The organism is Pseudomonas putida S13.1.2, from assembly GCF_000498395.2.
GTDB classification, from domain to species: Bacteria; Pseudomonadota; Gammaproteobacteria; order Pseudomonadales; family Pseudomonadaceae; genus Aquipseudomonas; species Aquipseudomonas putida_Q.
In genome coordinates, this window is sequence record NZ_CP010979.1 from 3,295,866 (window position 1) to 3,314,482 (window position 18,617).

Here is an 18,617-nt window from a genome sequence, read left to right on the forward strand (position 1 = left end):
CTATCTACAGCGACACTCGACCAGCATACCGATGATGATGACCGAACAGCCTCTACCTGATCGGTAACCTCTCCAAAAAAGCCACTGATAGCGTACCCAAGGGATGACACAACGCTTGCAAATGACACAATGTGTCATTAAGATCGCCATGTGTCCTGACAACGCCACTACTGCAATCAGCCAACGCCCGCCCTTTTCCACGCAGGTACCGCCCATGACGACCACCATGCACACCCCCAAGGACCAGCTCGTCAAACTCGCCCAGCAGCAGATGCTGACGGCCCTGGCCGACAACACCTACACCGCCCGGCAAAAGCTTGCCCTCACCTGCCGCATCCTGTTCGACGGCGGCCACGACTCTGGCCTGGCCGGGCAGATCACCGCACGTGCGCAGGAGCCTGGCACCTACTACACCCAGCAACTGGGCCTGGGCTTCGACGAAATCGCCGCCTCCAACCTGTTGGTGGTGGACGAAGACCTCACCGTGCTGCAAGGCCGCGGCATGGCCAACCCGGCCAACCGCTTCCACAGCTGGCTGTACCGCGCCCGCCCCGACGTCAACTGCATCATCCACACCCACCCGCTGCACAGCGCCGCCCTTTCGATGCTGGAAGTGCCGTTGGCCATTTCGCACATGGACTTGTGCCCGCTGTTCGATGACTGCGCATTCCTCAAGGAATGGCCAGGCGTGCCGGTGGGCAACGAGGAAGGTGAAATCATCGCAAAGGCGATTGGCGACAAGCGTGCAATCCTGCTTTCCCACCACGGCCTGCTGATTGCCGGTGGCTCGATCGAGGAAGCCTGTGTGCTCGCCCTGCTGTTCGAGCGCGCAGCGAAGATGCAGCTGCTGGCCATGGGGGCCGGTGATATCCGCCCCATCCCCGAAGCACTGGGCAAAGAAGCCCACGACTGGATCTCCACCCCCAAACGACATGGCGCCGCGTTCAGCTACTACGCGCGCCGTGCCTTGCGTGCCCATGGCGACTGCCTGGGCTGATCGAAGTTGTACTCTTTCCTCAACAACGGCAGAGGTGCCTGGTCATGTCTACACCTGTAATTCGCGGCGTTATCGGCTACACCATCACTCCCTTCACAGCTGAGGGCACGCTCGATCTGGATGCCCTGGGCACGTCCATCGACAGCCTGATCGCAAACGGCGTGCACGCCATCGCACCGCTGGGCAGTACTGGCGAGGGCGCCTACCTGTCCGACAGCGAATGGGAAACCGTGGTGCGCTTCAGCCAGGCACGCATTGCCGGGCGCGTACCCAGTGTGGTCAGCGTCTCCGACCTGACCACCGCCCGCACCGTGCAGCGTGCCCGCCTGGCGCAGGCCTGCGGCGCGACGGCTGTAATGGTGCTGCCCATTTCCTACTGGAAGCTCACCGAAGCCGAAGTGGTCGCCCACTACAAGGCCGTCGGCGCGGCGATCGACATCCCGATCATGCTCTACAACAACCCGGGCACCAGCGGCACCGACCTGTCAGTGGAGCTGATCCTGCGCATCCTCGGCGAAGTGCCCAATGTGACCATGGTCAAGGAAAGCACCGGCGACATTCAGCGCATGCACCGCCTGTTCAAGGCCACCGATGGCCAAGTGGCTTTCTATAACGGTTGCAACCCGCTGACCCTGGAAGCCTTGGTGGCCGGCGCCACCGGCTGGTGCACCGCCGCACCCAACCTGATCCCGGCACTTAACCTGGCACTGTGGGACGCCGTGCAGCACGGCGACCTGGCCGAAGCCCGCGCGCTGTTCTACCGCCAGTACGAGCTGCTGGAATACATCACCCGCCGCGGCCTGCCCACCACCATCAAGGCCGGCCTGAAAATGCTCGGTCAGGATGTCGGCGCACCGCGCCTTCCCCTGCAGCCGCTGGATGCGCAAGGCAGCAACTACCTGAAAAGCCTGCTGACCGAACTGGCCAACTGACCCTGAAACCTGCCCGGCGGCATCTCGCCGTCGGGCCTTGCTGCACCCGACCTTTACCAGAGGCAACCATGGACGCGCCTGCACAAAGCTCTTCAACCCCGTTTCGGCTTACAGACATCTTTCACCCCGTAATAGCCGGGCTGGTTTCGGTCATCGTCAACTACGGCGGCACCTTCATCCTGGTGTTTCAGGCGGCCAAGGTGGCTGGCCTGAGTCCGGAGCTGACGTCATCGTGGGTCTGGGCCGTGTCGATCGGCGTCGGCCTCAGCGGCCTGTTGCTGTCCTGGTACAGCCGCGAGCCGGTCATCACCGCCTGGTCCACGCCGGCAGCCGCATTTTTGGTCACGGCCCTGGCCACCGTGCCTTACAGCGAAGCCATCGGTGCCTACTTGTTGTCGGCCGCCGGCTTCGTGGTGCTAGGGCTGACCGGGTGCTTCGAGCGCCTGGTGCGGGTCATCCCCGGAGGCGTGGCGGCCGGATTGCTGGCGGGTATCCTGCTGCAGTTCGGCATCGGCGCCTTTGCCGGCCTGTCTGTCGACCCGGCCCTGGCAGGGCTGCTGATTGTGGCCTACGTGGCCTTCAAACGCTTCACCGCCCGCTACGCCGTGGTGGGCATTCTGATACTGGGGCTGGGCTACCTGCTGCTGCAGGGGCAAGCAGGCCTGGCGACGCTGCGCCTGGAGTTCGCCTCACCGGTGTTCACCGCGCCCACCTTCACCCTCAACGCCGCCCTCAGCGTGGCCCTGCCACTGTTCCTGATCACCCTCACCGGCCAGTACATGCCCGGCATGCTGGTGCTGCGCAACGACGGCTTCAAGACCAGCGCCAACCCGATTGTCGCGGTCACCGGCCTGGGTTCGTTGCTGATGGCGCCATTCGGTTCACACGCCTTCAACATCGCCGCCATCACCGCGGCCATCTGCACCGGCAAGGAAGCCCATGAAGACCCAGGCAAGCGCTGGGTGGCGGGGATTGCTGCCGGTGTCTGCTACATCCTCGTGGGGGTGTTCGGGGTCACCCTGGCGAGTGTGTTCATGGCCCTGCCGGGTACCTTCATCACCACCCTGGCCGGCCTTGCCCTGCTGGGCACCATCGGTGGCAGCCTGGCCAGTGCAATGGCCGATGCCCGCTCGCGCGAAGCAGCACTGATCACCTTCCTGGCGGCGGCGGCCAACATCAGCCTGTTCGGCATTGGTGGGGCGTTCTGGGGGCTGGTCATTGGCCTGCTGGCCTATGCCGTGCTGAACGGCCGCCTGCCTCGCGTCAAACGCTCCCGCCGGTAACGGCTTGCCTCCCCCTACCCTGCGCCATGTGCCCACCCGTTCGACAGGTACCGACATGCCTCACGCTGGCCCCAAGCTGCTTACCCAAATTGCTGCCGTGCACTTCGTCAGCCATGTGCACATCATGCTGATGCCGGCATTGCTACCCGTCCTCCCCGGCCTGCTGGGCGTGGGGTTCGTCGAGCTTGGCGTGGCCCTGGCGGTGTTCAACATCGTCTCTGCGTTGGTGCAGGCACCGCTGGGCTATGCCGTCGACCACTACGGTGCGCGCAGGGTGCTCAAGGCCGGCTTGCTGTTGGGCAGCCTCAGTTTCCTGCTGCTGGCGGCCAGCCCCGGCTATGCGATGTTGCTGGTGGCGATGGCCATGGCCGGGCTGGCCAATGGCGTTTACCACCCTGCCGATTACGCGTTGCTGGCCAAGGGCATCGAGCAAGGCCGCCTGGGGCGTTCGTTCTCGATCCATACGTTTGCCGGTTTCCTCGGTTCGGCAGTAACGCCAGCGGTGTTTCTCGGCATTGCCGCCGTGTTTGGTACACGGGCAGCCCTGGCAGCGGGTGCGGTGGTGGGTGTAGCCGCGCTGCTGCTGATCTCGGTGCCAGGCAGCGGTATCTATCAGGTTTGCGGGCATGGCAACAAAAGTGACACCGGCCTTGGTGCAGCGCCGGGCCGGGTGCGTTTGTTCACGCCGATGATCGGTGTGTTGACGGTGTTGTTCATCCTGCTGAACCTGAGCACCAGTGCCATCGAGAAATTCTCCGTAGCCGCCCTGGTCCAGGGCCAAGGCCTGACCCTGGCCTGGGCCAACACGGCGCTCACGGCGTTTCTGCTCAGCAGTGCGGTGGGCGTTTTGTGCGGCGGGGCCCTGGCTGACCGCACCCGGCGCCATGGCCTGGTGGCGGCCCTGGCCTTTGCCCTCGCGGCGGCGCTGACGACGCTGGTGGCGCTGGGGCTGGTGCGGGACTGGGCCTTGGTGGTGGTACTGGGTGCCATCGGCTTGCTGACCGGGGTCATCGCGCCGTCGCGGGACATGCTGGTCAAGGCGGCGGCGCCCCGTGGTGCCGAGGGCAAAACCTTCGGGCTGGTCTCGACCGGCTTCAACATCGGCGGCGCCATCGGGCCCGTTGCGTTCGGCTGGATGCTCGACCAGCGCCTGCCTGCAGGCATCTTCATCGCTTCGGTGGTGTTCATGCTGCTGACCGTGCTGCTGACCCTGGCGCAGGAGGCATATTTATCCAGAAAGCCTCGCCAGCTGGCTTAGACCCTAGGGCTGCTTTGCAGCCCTTTCGCCGGCAAGCCAGCTCCCACAGGACTGCACACTTCTTGAGTGCGGCGCGATCCGTGTGGGAGCCGGCTTGCCGGCGATGAGGCCGGTTCAGGTTGGTAAAGCTACCGGGTTCGCATGCACCACTCGACCGCCTGCCGCTGGCCGATTGATGAACAGCACATCCAGCACACTGTTACGCAACCCTTTGAGCGCATTCCAGTTCGCCGAGGTGTGCACATACCTGTCACGCAACAACCGCTGCTCATCCTCGGTCAGCCCCGGCTGTTCACATTCACCCAAGGCATACGCATGCAACTTGCGGCTGATCTCCAGCAATTCAGCCGGCAACCCATGCTCAGCCTGCCCGCCCAACGGCTCGAACGGCACCCCCGCACGCACCGCCAGCTCACGCATGACACTCAGGTACACCCGCGAAAGCTGCCCCGCCACCTCCCGCTCCCGGTACACCGCCGCATACACCTGCTTTTGCGCCTCGGCGGGCCGCCCACCGGCAATCGCTTCTTCCCAGGTGATCACCCGCGCGCCCAGGCCATCAAACGCCGAAGCCAACAAGGCGCTGACCGTGGCATACACGCGGGTCTGTTCAGCGCAGATACCCAGCGGCACACGCTGTGACTGCGGTTTGCACAGCAGTAACCGCTCTTGCGTACTGTTCGGGTAACCACCACCAATATTTGAATGCACACCCGGCAACACGATGTCGTGACCGCTGCTCACCAATGGGAAGTTGTGCCGCTGCTCATCCCCGGCCACCAATTGCACCACGTGCCGGGCAATACCCTCACCCAGGCCCAGGCGCAAGCCGCCATGGCGCTCGTCGGCAGGGTCGAAATCGCCCTGTAACGGCGCAATGATCGCGGCCACGGTGTCGAACAGGCCTATGAAATTGATCGTGATGTCGCAAGTGACGGCCAGCACCCTGCCCCCGTCAGCGTGCAGCAGATTTGCCAAGTGACGCACCGCCGCGGCACCGCGGCTGAAGCCGAACAGGTCGAACTCGACCCCCTCGAGTCTTGCGAGAGGATGGGCGTGCGCCCAATCCCGCAGCTGCCCGGCGATACCCTCCAATGCCTCGGTGACTCGTGACTCGACGCCGGTGCGCCCGCGCCCGGTGGCCGAGGCATACGCATGATCCTCAGCGCCCTCCAGGGTTCCCACCCCCTCGACATAACGTTTGAGAAACGCCATGGCGCCGTCGCCGCTCGGCCCCTCTGCCGGATAAAGCGCGTGCAACAGGGCCACATTGCTCAAGGCGTTGGTATAACTGGCGCCCTTGCCGCCATTCGACTCTGTCGGCATCACATTGTGCTGATTATTACCGGTGCCATCGAAAAACACGCCAAATCTCAAGATCATCGTTGTGCTCCTGCTTGCGTCAAAAACACAAGCAGGCGCCAGGGCGCCGCCGCTGAACATCAGCCTATGGCCAGCCATTTGCAGGATATTTCTGTACGTGCATGGCCCAGGGCCGGATAAATTTCCAAGCCGCCATTGGTCGCCACCCCCCCGGATGGATTAAAGTATCACCCCTTGCCAGGGCAGCTGCCTCCAGCCCGCCTGCGGCCCCATACCAGGAACCGTCACCGATGGAACACCGTGAAGCGCTGACCGCGCTGCGCACCTTTCTTTCTTCGCAGATCCTAGGCCAGGAAAAACTGGTCGAACGGCTGTTGATCGTGCTGCTGGCCGACGGCCACATGCTGGTCGAAGGTGCCCCGGGCCTGGCCAAGACCAAGGCCATCAAAGAACTCGCCGAAGGCATCGAGGCGCAGTTCCATCGCATCCAGTTCACCCCCGACCTGCTCCCGGCCGACATCACCGGTACCGAAATCTACCGCCCGGAAACCGGCAGCTTCGTGTTCCAGCAGGGGCCGATCTTCCACAACCTGGTGCTGGCCGACGAAATCAACCGGGCCCCGGCCAAGGTGCAGTCTGCACTGCTCGAAGCCATGGCCGAGCGCCAGGTCAGCGTGGGCCGCAGCACCTACGACCTGTCGCCGCTGTTCCTGGTCATGGCCACGCAGAACCCGATCGAGCAGGAAGGTACCTACCCGCTGCCCGAAGCCCAGCTCGACCGCTTCCTGATGCACGTAAAAATCGGCTTCCCCGACGCTGCGGTGGAGCGGCGCATCCTGGCGCAAGCCCGTGGCGAAGCGCTGGGCGGCGAAACCAAGCCCGAGCGCCGGGTCAGCCAGCAGGCCATCTTTGCGGCGCGCAAGGAAATCCTCGGCCTGTACATGGCCGACGCGGTGGAGGAATACCTGGTGCAGCTGGTAATGGCCACCCGCACCCCGGCCAAGTTCGACACCGAGCTGGCCGACTGGATCGCCTACGGCGCCAGCCCACGCGGCTCCATCTCGCTGGACCGCTGTGCGCGTGCCCACGCCTGGCTGGCCGGGCGCGACTTCGTCAGCCCAGAAGACATCCAGGCCGTGCTGTTCGACGTGCTGCGCCACCGCATCATCCTCTCGTTCGAGGCCGAGGCGGCGGGGATCGACCAGGACCGCGTGGTCCAGCGCATCCTCGACGTCGTCGCCGTTGCCTGAGCCCATGCCCACCGCGCAGCTGGCCGAACCCGGCATCCGCATCGGCCTTGCCGAGCTGATCGACATGCGCCACCGCGTGCGCGAAATCCAGCTGTTTTCCAAGCCCGGCCAGCGCAGCCCGCTGGTGGGCCTGCACCATTCCAAGCTGCGCGGGCGCGGGGTGGACTTCGATCAGGTGCGCGTGTACCAGGCCGGCGACGATGTGCGCAACATCGACTGGCGGGTCACCGCACGCACCCAGGAACCGCACACCAAGCTGTTCCACGAAGAGCGCGAGCGGCCGATCTTCATCCTTGTCGAGCAAAGCCAGCGGCTGTTCTTCGGTTCGGGCCTGCTGTTCAAGTCGGTGTTGGCGGCCCAGGCCGCGGCCCTGTTCGGCTGGGCCGCCCTGGGGCACAACGACCGCATCGGCGGGCTGGTGTTCGGCGACAACGACCCCCACGAAATCAAGCCTCGGCGCAGCAAGCAGAGCCTGCTGCAACTGCTCAACCGCCTGGCCAAGGTCAACCAGTCGCTGCACACCGAAGCCGTGCCCCAGGCCGACAGCCTCGGCCTGGCCCTGCGCCGGGCGCGAGAAGTACTACGCCCGGGCAGCCTGGCCATTGTCATCTGTGACGAGCGTTCGTTGAGCCCACAGTGCGAACAGCACCTGGCCATGCTCTCGCGCCACTGCGACCTGCTGCTGTTGCCAGTATCCGACCCGCTCGACCACGCCCTGCCCGCCGCCGGCCTGTTACGCTTTGCCCAGCGCAGCGCCCAGCTGGAGCTCGACACCCTGGACGCCAACCTGCGCCAGGCCTATCGCAAGCAGGCCGAAGCACGCATCGAGCGCTGGGAGCTGATGGCCCAGAAGCTGCGCGTCGTGCTGATGCCGCTTAGCACCCAAAGCGACATGATCGAGCAGTTGCGCGAATACCTGAACGCCCAGCGGCCAAGGAGCGCGTCATGAACCCGCTCGACCAGTTGCACCCGCTGATCGAGCCTGCGCCTGTCGGCCTGTGGCCGCCGGCACCCGGCTGGTGGCTGCTGCTGGCTGTGCTGCCACTGCTGTGTTGGGGGCTGTGGCGGCTGCGCCGCTGGCGCCCGGGCAAACGCCGCATCGTGCGCGCCGAACAGCCCTTGGACCCGGTGCGTGTGGAAGCCCTGGCCGAGCTGGCACGCCTGCCGCGCCCGTACGACGGCGCCCCGGCCGGCGCCTGGCTGCAACAGATCAATGCCCTGCTCAAGCGCCTGTGCCGCAGCCATTATCCGGGCGCCAACAGCCACACCCTCAACGGCCGCCAGTGGCTGGCATTTCTCGACAACCGCTGCCCAGCCGCCGGCCTGACCCGCTGGATGGTGCTGGTCGAGGGCGCCTACAAGCCCGAGTGCAAGCTCGACGACAAGGCCATTGTCGGGCTCAGCCAGGCCGTCGAAACCTGGATCCGCAAGCATGTTTGAACTGGCCTGGCCGTGGGTCTTCGCCCTGTTGCCGCTGCCGTGGCTGATGCGCCTGCTGCTGCCGGCCGCCGACAGCGGTGAGCCGGTACTCAAGGTAGGCTTTCTCAGCGAACTGGAAGGCCTGGCCGGGCGCCGCGCACGGCTCAACCTGCCCACCTGGCGCCAGCAGGCGCCGTTCGTGGTCATCTGGCTGTTGCTGCTGTGCGCCGCCGCCCGCCCGCAGTGGTTGGGTGAACCGGTACCGGTGGCCGCCAGCGGCCGCGACCTGCTGGTGGCGGTAGACGTGTCCGGGTCGATGGACTTTCCCGACATGCAGTGGCAAAACGAAGACATCAGCCGCCTCGACCTGGTCAAGGCGCTGATGGGCGACTTCCTGCAAGACCGTGAAGGCGACCGCGTGGGCCTGATCCTGTTCGGCAGCCAGGCGTACTTGCAGGCGCCGCTCACCTTCGACCGGCGCACCGTGCGCACATTCCTGATCGAGGCGCAGATCGGCATCGCCGGTAAAAACACCGCCATCGGTGACGCCATTGGCCTGGCGGTCAAGCGCCTGCGCCAACGGCCGGCACAAAGCCGGGTGCTGGTGCTGATCACCGACGGCGCCAACAACGGTGGGCAAATCCACCCGCTGACCGCTGCTCGCCTGGCTGCCCAGGAAGGGGTGCGCATCTACACCATCGGCATCGGCGCCAACCCCGAAGCCAGTGGCACCCCTGGCCTGCTTGGCCTTAACCCGAGCCTGGACCTGGATGAAGCCTCACTCAAGGAAATCGCCGACATCACCCACGGTGCCTATTTCCGTGCCCATGACGGTGTCGAACTGGACGCCATCGGCGACGCCCTCGACCAGTTGGAGCCGGTAGCCCAGCAACCGACCCAGGCCCGCACGGCCCAGGCCCTGTACGCCTGGCCCCTGGCCCTGGCGCTGCTGCTCAGCGCGCTGCTGGTGGTGGCCGTGCAATGGCCCGACAACCTGCTGCAACGCCTGCTGCGCAAGCCGCGTTTCCTGCAGCCGCACCCGGAATGGCGCCAGCGTCTGAAGCGCCTGCGGAGGCGGCGATGATCGAACTGTGGCCCCAATGGCTTCGCCCGCTGTGGCTGCTGGCCGTGCCCCTGCTCGGCTGGCTGCTGTACAAGCTGTGGCACCGGCGCAAGCGCGCCGGGCGCTGGCAGATGATTTTGCCGCCCGCCTTCCATGGTGTGCTGTTGGGCGGTGGCAGCGGCAGCACCAGCAAGCTGCCGTGGATAGCACTGGGCCTGGCCTGGGCGCTGGTGATCCTGGCCCTGCTTGGGCCCAGCTGGCAGCGCGTGGAAGAAAGCCGCCAACGCCCGGCCGACCCGCTGGTAATCCTGTTGGAGCTGACCCCGCAGATGCTCGCCGAAGACAGCCCGCCCAATCGCCTGGAACAGGCCCGGCGCAAGGTTCTCGACCTGCTCGAACACCGCCGCGACAGCCAGACCGCGCTGGTGGTATATGCCGGTTCGGCGCATACCCTGGTGCCGCTGTCCGATGACCTGGCCACCACCCGCAACCTGCTGGAGGCCATCGACCCGTCGATCATGCCAAAACCTGGCCAACGGGCCGACCTGGCTGTGCAAAAGGGCCTGGCCTTGCTGGCCCAGAGTGGCCTGGGCCAAGGCCGTTTGCTGCTGATCGGCTCGTCGCTGAGCGCCCCGGAACGCCAAGGCATCAGCCAGGCCCTCGGCCGTCAGGGCCCGAGCCTGCTGATGCTGGGCATCGGCAGCCGCGAAGGCGCCCCGGTGCGCCAGGCCAGCGGCGAATACCTCAAGGACGACCAGGGCGGTATCCTGCTGCCACGGCTGGACAGCGCCAGCCTCAAGGGCTTTATCAGCAGCACGGGCGGACGCTACCGGCATGCCCGCATCGACGACCTCGACCTGCGCGGCCTGGGCCTGTTCGACAACCCGCGCACCGCGCGCAATGACGGCCAAACCCTGCAGCTGGACAGCTGGGCCGACCAAGGTTACTGGCTGCTCATCCCGTTGCTGTTGCTGGCCGCTTGCGCCGGCCGTCGTGGCTGGCTGTTCTGCCTACCGCTGCTGCTGGCCCTGCCACAGCCCAGCCAGGCCTTCGAGTTCAACGACCTGTGGCTGCGCCCCGACCAGCAAGGCCAGCGCCTGCTGGAGCAAAACCGCCCGGCCAGCGCCGCACGCCACTTCCAGAACCCGCAGTGGCGCGGCATGGCCCTGTACCAGGCCGGCGACTATGCGGGTGCCGCCGAGGCGTTTGCCCAAGGCGATACGGCCGCCGCCCACTACAATCGAGGCAATGCCCTGGCCCGCAGCGGCGAACTGGAGGCCGCCCTGGACGCCTACGAGCAAGCCCTGGAGCGCCAGCCAGACCTGCAACCCGCGCTGGACAACCAGGCGCTGGTGCAACAACTGCTGCAACAGCGCGAGGCCAAGGCCGAGGAGCAGCCGGCCAAGAGCGAAGCCCAAGGTACACCCGGCAGCGAAACCGACGGCAACAGCAGCTCGGCCAGCAGCCCGGCCCAGGGCACGCCCGGCAGCGACGAACAAGCCAACGCCGAACAGCCCGGTGAAAGCAGCAATAACAGCCAGGCCGCGCCCGGCAACCAGGCGGGTGCTGACGACAATGTCATCCAGCCGCCACAGCGCCCGGTATCGACCAACCTCGACACCGAACAGCGCCAGGCCCTGGAACAATGGCTGCGGGAGATCCCCGATAACCCGGCGGAGCTGCTGCGGCGCAAATTCTGGTATGAACAGCAATTGCATCAGGAAACCCCACGATGAGTCGCTTCGGCGTCTTTCTGCTCACCCTGCTATGGGCCGTGCTGGCCCAGGCCGAACCACTGCTGCAAGCCAGCGTTGACCGCACCCGCCTGGAAGCCGGCGAGAGCCTGGAGCTGACCCTGGAAAGCCAGGACGTCACCCAGTTCGGCAAGCCCGACCTGCGCGCCCTGGAAGGTGACTTCGACGTGCGCGGCACGCGCCAGCTGAACAGCCTGCACACCCTCGACGGCGAAACCCGCGCCAGTACCCGCTGGATCATCACCCTGCTACCAAGGCGCAGCGGCAGCCTGCGCATTCCCGAACTGCAACTGGGCCAGTCGCACAGCCAGGCCATCGAGTTGCAAGTGCTGCAGGCCGATGCCAGCCGCCCGGACAGCGCCTCCCAGGTCTTCATCGAGGCAACGCTCGACAGCACCGACGTCTATGTTCAGGCCCAGGCCGTGCTGACCCTGCGCATCTATCACTCGGTAGCGCTGTACGACGACAGCAGCCTGAGCCCGCTGCAACTGGAAAACGCCAAGGTCGAGCCACTGGGCGAATCGCGCACGTATGAAAAGGAAATCAACGGCGTGCGTCATGGCGTGATCGAAACCCGCTATGCGGTGTACGCCCAGCAAAGTGGCAGCCTCGACATTCCATCATTGACCTTTACCGCCACTGCCGCCGCCAGCAACGACGAAGCGTCACAAGCCAATGGCACGGCCCGCGCCGGCCGCCAGGTGCAGGTCAGCTCGCTGCCCTTGCACCTCAACGTGCGGCCCATTCCCGCAGCCTGGCCCGCTGGCGTGCCGTGGTTGCCAGCCCGCAACCTGACCCTGGAAGAGCACTGGAACCCCGACCCGGGCAGCCAGCAGGTGCAGATTGGCGACTCGCTGACGCGCAACATCACCTTGCGTGCCGAGGGCTTGTCCAGCCCCCAACTGCCGCCGCTGCCCGCCACAGAGATCATCGGCCTGCGCCGCTACCCCGACCAGCCGCTGCTGCGCAACGAAATCAGCGAGCGCGGCATGACCGCCAACCGTGAAGAGCGCGAAGCCCTGGTGCCGACGCACGCGGGTGCGCTGACCTTGCCGGCGCTGGAAGTGGCCTGGTGGAACACCCGCGAAGACCATCTGGAACACAGCAGCCTGCCGGCGCGCACCCTGAACGTGCAGGACAACCCGGCGCTAAGCGCAGACACCCCCGTGGGCGACAACAGCAGCGCCAGCACCCTGCTGTGGCCTTGGCAACTGGCCACACTGGTGTTCGCCCTGACCACCCTGCTGGGCTTCGCCCTGTGGTGGCGCGCCCGCTCGCGGCCGGCGGTGCTGCGCGCGGCGCAGACCGGGCCTAGCCCGCGCACCCTGCTGGACGACCTCAAGCGTGCGTGCCAGGCCAACGACCCCCAGGCCACGCGCCAGGCGCTGGATGCGTGGGCCCGGCAACAACCGGAAACCCTGGCCGAGATGGCTGCGCGCTTCGTGCCGTTGTCGGATGCGCTGGATGGGTTGAACGGGGCGCTGTACAGCGAAACCGGGCAGTATTGGCAGGGTGAGGACTTGTGGCGGGCGATTGGTACCATTCCGTCGGCTGAGCAGGTGTTGCTGCCGACGGGTGAGAACGGCAGCTTGCCGCCGCTGTATCCCAAGTAGTGCGCTGCCTGCACGTCCCCACAGATACAGCACATGTATGGAGCCTTGAGCAGTACCTGTGGGAGCTGGCTTGCCGGCGAAAGGGCCGCAAAGCGGCCCCTGCGGTTTTGCGGCGATGCGCAGATTCTGGGGGCGCTACGCACCCCTTTCGCGACACAAGCCCGCTCCTACAGTTACCATACCGCCCTTTCCCCGCTTGTCCGACTCGACACCAACAGGTCATCCATGCGTCTGTTTCATACCTCCGACTGGCACCTGGGCCAAAGCCTGCACGGCCAGGAACGCGACTTCGAACACGGCTGCTTCCTTGACTGGCTGCTCAGCCAGCTGCGCCTGCGCCAGCCGGATGCGCTGCTGATTGCCGGCGACATCTTCGACACGGTCAACCCGCCGGTCAAAGCCCAGGAGCGCCTCTACGACTTCATCGTCCAGGCCCATGAGCAACAGCCCAAGCTGGACATCGTGATGATCGCCGGCAACCACGACTCCGGCTCGCGCATCGAGCTGCCCGCCGCATTGATGCGGCGCCTGCGCACCCATGCCCTGGGCCGGGTGCACTGGCTGGACGAAGGCCAGCTGGATGCCGAGCGCCTGTTGATCCCACTGACCAACGGCCGCGGCAAGGTTGCCGCCTGGTGCCTGGCCCTGCCCTTCCTGCGCCCGGCCGAGGTCACCGGCCCGAACCTGGGCGACGACTACCTGCAAGGCATCACCCAGGTGCACCAGCAACTGATCGCCGCCGCGCAGAAAAAGCGCAAGAAAGACCAGGCGCTGATCGCCATCAGCCATGCGCACATGGCCGGTGGCTCGGTGTCGGAGGACTCGGAGCGCAGCCTGATCATCGGCAACGCCGAGGCACTGCCGGCCAAGCTGTTCGACAAGGCCATCAGCTACGTCGCCCTGGGCCACCTGCACAAACCGCAGAAGGTCAACCGCGAAGAACGCATCCGCTACAGCGGCTCGCCGATCCCGCTGTCGTTCGCCGAAATCAACTACCCGCACCAGGTGCTGGAAGTGGAGCTGGACGGCACCGACCTGGTCAGCGTAGAACCGCGCCCGGTGCCGCGCGCGGTGGCCCTGCAACGGGTCGGCCCGGCGCCGCTGGGCGAACTGCTGCAGCAACTGGCCGACCTGCCCGTGATCGACCTGCTCGAAGACCCCAACCGCCAGCCCTGGCTGGAAGTGCGGGTGATACTGGACGAGCCGCAACCCGACCTGCGCCAGCAGGTTGAAACTGCACTGGAAGGCAAAGCCGTGCGGCTGATCCGCATCAGCGCCGAATACGCCGGCCGCAATAACGCCGAAGACGATGACCTGGCCTTTGTCGAGCTTTCCCAGATGACCCCGCAAGACCTGTTCAGCCGCGCCTGGGAGCAGGCTTACGGCACCCCCGCAGATGAGCAGGCGCTGGCCGACTTTGCCCTGCTGTTGCAGGACGTGCAGCAGGAAGAGGAGCAGCCATGAAGATTCTCGCCATTCGCCTGAAGAACCTGGCATCGCTGGCCGGCCCGGTCGAAATCGACTTCACCGCGGAGCCCTTGGCCAGCGCTGGCCTGTTCGCCATCACCGGGCCTACCGGGGCCGGCAAGAGCACCCTGCTCGACGCCCTGTGCCTGGCGTTGTTTGGCGCGGTGCCACGCCTGAACGACATCGGCCGCGAGGCCAAGGTGCCCGACGCCGACGGCGAAATCCCCACCTACGACCCGCGCAACCTGCTGCGCCGGGGCACCGGCAGTGGCTTTGCCGAAGTCGACTTCATCGGCATCGACGGCCGCCGCTACCGCGCCCGCTGGGAAGCCAACCGCGCCCGCGACAAGGCCAATGGCAAGCTGCAGCACAGCCGCCAGAGCTTCTACGACCTGGACAGCGAACAGGTGCTGGGCAGCGGCAAGAACGAATACAAGCAACTGGTCGAAGCCCGCCTTGGCCTGAACTTCGAGCAGTTCACCCGTGCGGTGATGCTGGCCCAGAGCGAGTTCGGCGCTTTCCTCAAGGCGGACGACAAAGAGCGCAGCGAGCTGCTGGAAAAGCTCACCAACACCGCCATCTACACCCGCCTGGGGCAGCGTGCCTTCAGCAAGGCCCGTGAAGCTGGCGAGGCGCACAACGCCCTGAAGGACCGCGCCAGCCACCTGCTGCCAATGGCCACCGAAGCCCGCACCGACCTTGACCAGCGCCTGGAGCAGGCGCAGCAGCAGTTCAAGGCCGACCAGGCTGGCGAGCGCCAACTGGAACAGCAACGCAACTGGCTGAATGAACAACGCCAGTTGCAGGCCCAACATGCCGAAGCCGGCACCGCGCTACAGGCCGCCGAACAAAGCTGGCAGCAACTGGCCGAACCCCGCCTGGACCTCGTTCGCCTGGAACGCCTTGCCCCGCAGCGCCACCAGTTCCACCGCCAGCAGGCGCTGACTGCGCAACTGGCACCCGTGGCCGCGAAAATCGCAGAACAACAGCAGCAGCAAACCGAGCTGCAGGTGCGCACCCTTGAGCTCGAACAGGCGCTGAGCGCAGCACGCCAGGCGCTTGCCGACAGCCAGGCCCGGCACAGCGAAAACGCACCGCGCCTGCGCCAGGCCTTTGCCGCCCAGGACAACCTGGCCCGCCTGGACCAGGAGCTGGCCGCGCAGCGCAGCACCAGCGAACAGGTTGAACAGCAAGTCACCCACGGCCAGCAGCAGTTGCAGCAGCTGGAAGACAACCAGCAGCGCAGCCTGCAGCAACTGGCCAACATCGACACCGCGCTGGCTGACAGCCAGCACCTGGCGGGCCTGGCCAATGCCTGGCACGCCTACCTGCCGCAGCTCAAGCAGGTGATGCTGATTGGTGGGCGCCTGGCCAAAGGCCGTGAAGAACTGCCCGGCCTGCAGGCCCAGGCCAGCCAGGCCAATGCGCACTTGCAGGCCGAGCGCGACGCCTACGACCTGCTGTTCCGCGAGGCCAAGGCCGAACCACAGGCCCTTGCCGAGCAAATCGACCTGCTCGGTGGCATGCTGCAGGACAACCGCAAGCAGCAGCGCGCCGTCGAGGAACTGTCGCGCCTGCATGGCCGTGAACAAGAGCTGCGCCAGCAGCTGGATGCCGTGCGTGAACGGCAGCAGCAGGCCATGCAGCAACGCCAGCAACTGATTACCGAAGGCACCGCCGCCAAGGCCGAGCTGGAGGCCGCCGAGCAAGCGCTGACCCTCACCCGCCAGCTGCTACAGCGCCAGCGCCTGGCGCGTAATACCAGCGTCGAAGAACTGCGCGGCCAACTGCGCGACGGCGAACCCTGCCCCGTGTGCGGCAGCGCCGAGCACCCGTTCCATCAGCCCGAAGCCCTGCTGCAAAGCCTGGGTCGCCATGATCAGGCCGAAGAAGACGCCGCACAGAAGCAGGTCGAAAGCCTCAACACCAAGCTGGTGGAACTGCGTACCCAGCTGGGTGTGGTCAATGCTCAGCTCAAGGACTACCAACAGCAACTGCAACAACTGGGTGAACAGCTGCAACCGCTGGTGGCCCAGCTACAGGCGCACAGCCTGTGGCCGGCCCTCGCCCCGCAGGACGACAAGGCCCGTAGCACCTGGCTCGACAGCCAGTTGCGGCGCCTGGACGAAGAAATCGGCCAGGACGAGAAGCGCCAGAGCGCCCTGCTCGCCCTGCAAAAAGACGCCGCTCGCCTCAACCAGCAACTGCAGGCTGCCCACGACGCCCAGCAGCAGGCCCAGCGCCATCTGGAGCATCAGCACCAAGCCCTGGCCAACGATGAGCAGCAGTTGCAGCAGGGGCTGAGCGACCTCGCCGGCGTATTGCCCGAGCAAGCCCTCAAGGCCCTCAACGAAGACCCGGCGAATGCCTTCCTCGCCCTCGACCAGCAGATTGCCCAGCGCCTGCAGCAACTGGAGCAGCGCAAGGACGAGCTGGAAGAACAACAAGCCCGCCAGGCACAGCTGGACAAGTTGCGCGACCAGCAACAAGCGCGAGTGCAAGGCCAGCAGCAGTTGCAGCAGCAACTGGCCGCCCTCGACGAACAACGCCTGCAAGCCCAGGCTTCGCTCGGCGAACTGCTGGGTGAACACTCCAGTGCAGAAGCCTGGCAGCAGCACATGGACATCTCGCTGGAGCAAGCCCGCGCCCTGGACTCCGACACCGCCCAGCGCCTGCAAGACCTGCGCACCCAGGGTGTGCAACTGGCCAGCGAGCTCAAGGCCAACGTCCAGCAGCAACAGGCGCTGGACGCCGAGTGCCAGCAGTTGCAGGGCCAGATCACCCAATGGCGCAGCGAGCACCCGGAACTGGACGACGCCGGCCTGGATCGCCTGCTGGCCATGGATGATGCGCAAGTCAATGAACTGCGCCAGCACCTGCAAAGCGCCGAAAAAGCCATCGAACAGGGCCGCGTGCTGCTGCAGGAGCGCGAGCAACGCCTGCAACAACACGCCGCACAAATGACCGTGGACACCTGCGCCGAAGCCCTGGAGCAAGCCCTGACCGAACTGCGCGAGCGCCTGGCCAGCCACGAGCAGCAGTGCGCCGAACTGCGCGCGCAACAGGCCGACGATCAGCGGCGCCAGCAGGCGCACCAGGCGTTGGCGGCAGACATCGAACAGGCCCAACAGCAGTGGCAACGCTGGGCGCGCCTGAACGCCCTGATCGGTTCGGCCTCGGGCGATGTGTTCCGCAAGATCGCCCAGGGTTACAACCTCGACCTGCTGCTGCACCACGCCAACACCCAACTGCGCCAGCTGGCCCGCCGCTACCGCCTCAAGCGCGGCGGCAGCGCCCTCGGCCTGCTGGTGCTGGACACCGAGATGGGCGACGAACTGCGCTCGGTGCACTCGCTGTCGGGCGGGGAAACCTTCCTGGTATCGCTGGCCTTGGCCCTGGGCTTGGCCTCGATGGCCTCCAGCACCCTGCGCATCGAATCGCTGTTTATCGACGAAGGCTTCGGCAGCCTTGACCCCGAGTCGCTGCAACTGGCCATGGACGCCCTCGACGGCTTGCAGGCCCAGGGCCGCAAGGTGGCGGTAATCTCCCACGTGCAGGAAATGCACGAGCGCATCCCGGTGCAGATCCAGGTGCGTCGCCAAGGCAATGGCCTGAGTGATGTGGAGGTGTGCGGGTGATCCTCTACTCGTTCCGCCGCTGCCCCTGGGCCATGCGCGCGCGCCTGGCCTTGCGTTATGCCGGGTGCGAGGTGGAAATCCGTGAGGTGGCGATGAAGAACAAGCCGGCAGCACTGCTGGCCTTATCGCCCAAGGGCACGGTGCCGGTGCTGGATACCGGTGCCGGCGTGCTGGAGGAGAGCCTGGACATCATGCGCTGGGCACTGGCGCAAAACGACCCGCAGGACTGGCAGCTACAGGCTGACCCTGTGGCCGCGCAGCAAGCTGAAGCCCTGATTGCGCGCAATGACAGCACATTCAAGGCGCAGGTGAACCTGTACAAGTATGCCGAGCGTTACCCGCAGCATTCCCGCGAGCATTACCGCCAGCAGGCTGAAACCTGGCTGGCGGAGCTCGAAGGCCTGCTGGCAGGACGACCCTACCTGCTGGCGGACCACCCGAGCATTGCCGATGCCGCGTTGCTGCCCCTGATGCGCCAGTTTGCCGGGGTCGAACCGCAGTGGTTCGCCGAGGCGGCTTATCCGCGGGTGCGGAGCTGGCTGGAGGGGTGGCTGGCTTCGGAGCTGTTCAGGTCAGTCATGGCCAAATGAGTTCACACGATCCCTTGTAGGAGCGGCCTT

General features: G+C 66.0%; 14 protein-coding genes. 13 read left to right on the forward strand and 1 reads right to left on the reverse strand.

Translation table 11 applies throughout. The features are described 5' to 3' along the window. Nucleotides 1-214: 214 nt before the first annotated feature. The 4 genes from N805_RS14535 (at nt 215) to N805_RS14550 (ending at nt 4,470) form a co-directional block, all read left to right on the forward strand. Nucleotides 215-997 carry an aldolase gene (locus N805_RS14535; protein WP_012271240.1) on the forward strand — a complete coding sequence of 261 codons (783 nt, stop codon included), beginning with the start codon at nt 215-217 and terminating at the stop codon, nt 995-997. Between the two features lie 44 nt (nt 998-1,041). Continuing rightward, entirely contained in the window at nt 1,042-1,929 is an 888-nt protein-coding gene (locus tag N805_RS14540) for a dihydrodipicolinate synthase family protein (RefSeq protein WP_019473999.1), read from the forward strand. Nucleotides 1,930-1,997: 68 nt separating this feature from the next. After that, the gene (locus N805_RS14545; protein WP_019474000.1) at nt 1,998-3,212 is read left to right on the forward strand and encodes a benzoate/H(+) symporter BenE family transporter; all 1,215 of its coding nucleotides are present in this window, start codon (nt 1,998-2,000) and stop codon (nt 3,210-3,212) included. Nucleotides 3,213-3,267: 55 nt separating this feature from the next. Further along, on the forward strand, nt 3,268-4,470 hold the full coding sequence (locus N805_RS14550) for an MFS transporter (protein ID WP_028614031.1): 1,203 nt from the start codon (nt 3,268-3,270) through the stop codon (nt 4,468-4,470). 114 nt (nt 4,471-4,584) lie between these two features. Here N805_RS14550 and N805_RS14555 read toward each other — a convergent pair whose 3' ends face one another. Continuing rightward, nucleotides 4,585-5,853 carry a T6SS phospholipase effector Tle1-like catalytic domain-containing protein gene (locus tag N805_RS14555; protein ID WP_033742631.1) on the reverse strand — a complete coding sequence of 423 codons (1,269 nt, stop codon included), beginning with the start codon at nt 5,851-5,853 and terminating at the stop codon, nt 4,585-4,587. Nucleotides 5,854-6,083: 230 nt separating this feature from the next. On the opposite strand from N805_RS14555, the gene N805_RS14560 reads away from it, so the two are divergent. The 9 genes from N805_RS14560 (at nt 6,084) to N805_RS14600 (ending at nt 18,587) form a co-directional block, all read left to right on the forward strand. Beyond that, nucleotides 6,084-7,043 carry an AAA family ATPase gene (locus tag N805_RS14560; protein WP_016500830.1) on the forward strand — a complete coding sequence of 320 codons (960 nt, stop codon included), beginning with the start codon at nt 6,084-6,086 and terminating at the stop codon, nt 7,041-7,043. 4 nt (nt 7,044-7,047) lie between these two features. Next, nucleotides 7,048-7,992, forward strand: coding sequence for a DUF58 domain-containing protein (locus tag N805_RS14565; protein ID WP_028614029.1), 945 nt, complete (start codon nt 7,048-7,050; stop codon nt 7,990-7,992). Then, entirely contained in the window at nt 7,989-8,483 is a 495-nt protein-coding gene (locus tag N805_RS14570; RefSeq protein WP_028614028.1) for a DUF4381 domain-containing protein, read from the forward strand. Before N805_RS14565 ends, N805_RS14570 begins: the two co-directional genes overlap by 4 nt. Next, nucleotides 8,476-9,546 carry a vWA domain-containing protein gene (locus tag N805_RS14575; RefSeq protein WP_028614027.1) on the forward strand — a complete coding sequence of 357 codons (1,071 nt, stop codon included), beginning with the start codon at nt 8,476-8,478 and terminating at the stop codon, nt 9,544-9,546. The genes N805_RS14570 and N805_RS14575 overlap by 8 nt, the downstream gene beginning before the upstream one ends. Next, nucleotides 9,543-11,261, forward strand: coding sequence for a vWA domain-containing protein (locus tag N805_RS14580; protein WP_028614026.1), 1,719 nt, complete (start codon nt 9,543-9,545; stop codon nt 11,259-11,261). Before N805_RS14575 ends, N805_RS14580 begins: the two co-directional genes overlap by 4 nt. Then, nucleotides 11,258-12,892, forward strand: a complete 1,635-nt coding sequence (locus tag N805_RS14585) for a BatD family protein (protein WP_028614025.1) — start codon at nt 11,258-11,260, stop codon at nt 12,890-12,892. Before N805_RS14580 ends, N805_RS14585 begins: the two co-directional genes overlap by 4 nt. Nucleotides 12,893-13,117: 225 nt before the next feature. Then, nucleotides 13,118-14,356 carry an exonuclease SbcCD subunit D C-terminal domain-containing protein gene (locus tag N805_RS14590; protein ID WP_046811329.1) on the forward strand — a complete coding sequence of 413 codons (1,239 nt, stop codon included), beginning with the start codon at nt 13,118-13,120 and terminating at the stop codon, nt 14,354-14,356. Beyond that, entirely contained in the window at nt 14,353-17,997 is a 3,645-nt protein-coding gene (locus tag N805_RS14595; protein WP_046811330.1) for an AAA family ATPase, read from the forward strand. Before N805_RS14590 ends, N805_RS14595 begins: the two co-directional genes overlap by 4 nt. Further along, nucleotides 17,994-18,587 (forward strand): glutathione S-transferase, encoded by a 594-nt coding sequence (locus N805_RS14600; RefSeq protein ID WP_028614024.1) that lies wholly within the window; start codon nt 17,994-17,996, stop codon nt 18,585-18,587. Before N805_RS14595 ends, N805_RS14600 begins: the two co-directional genes overlap by 4 nt. Nucleotides 18,588-18,617 lie beyond the last annotated feature (30 nt).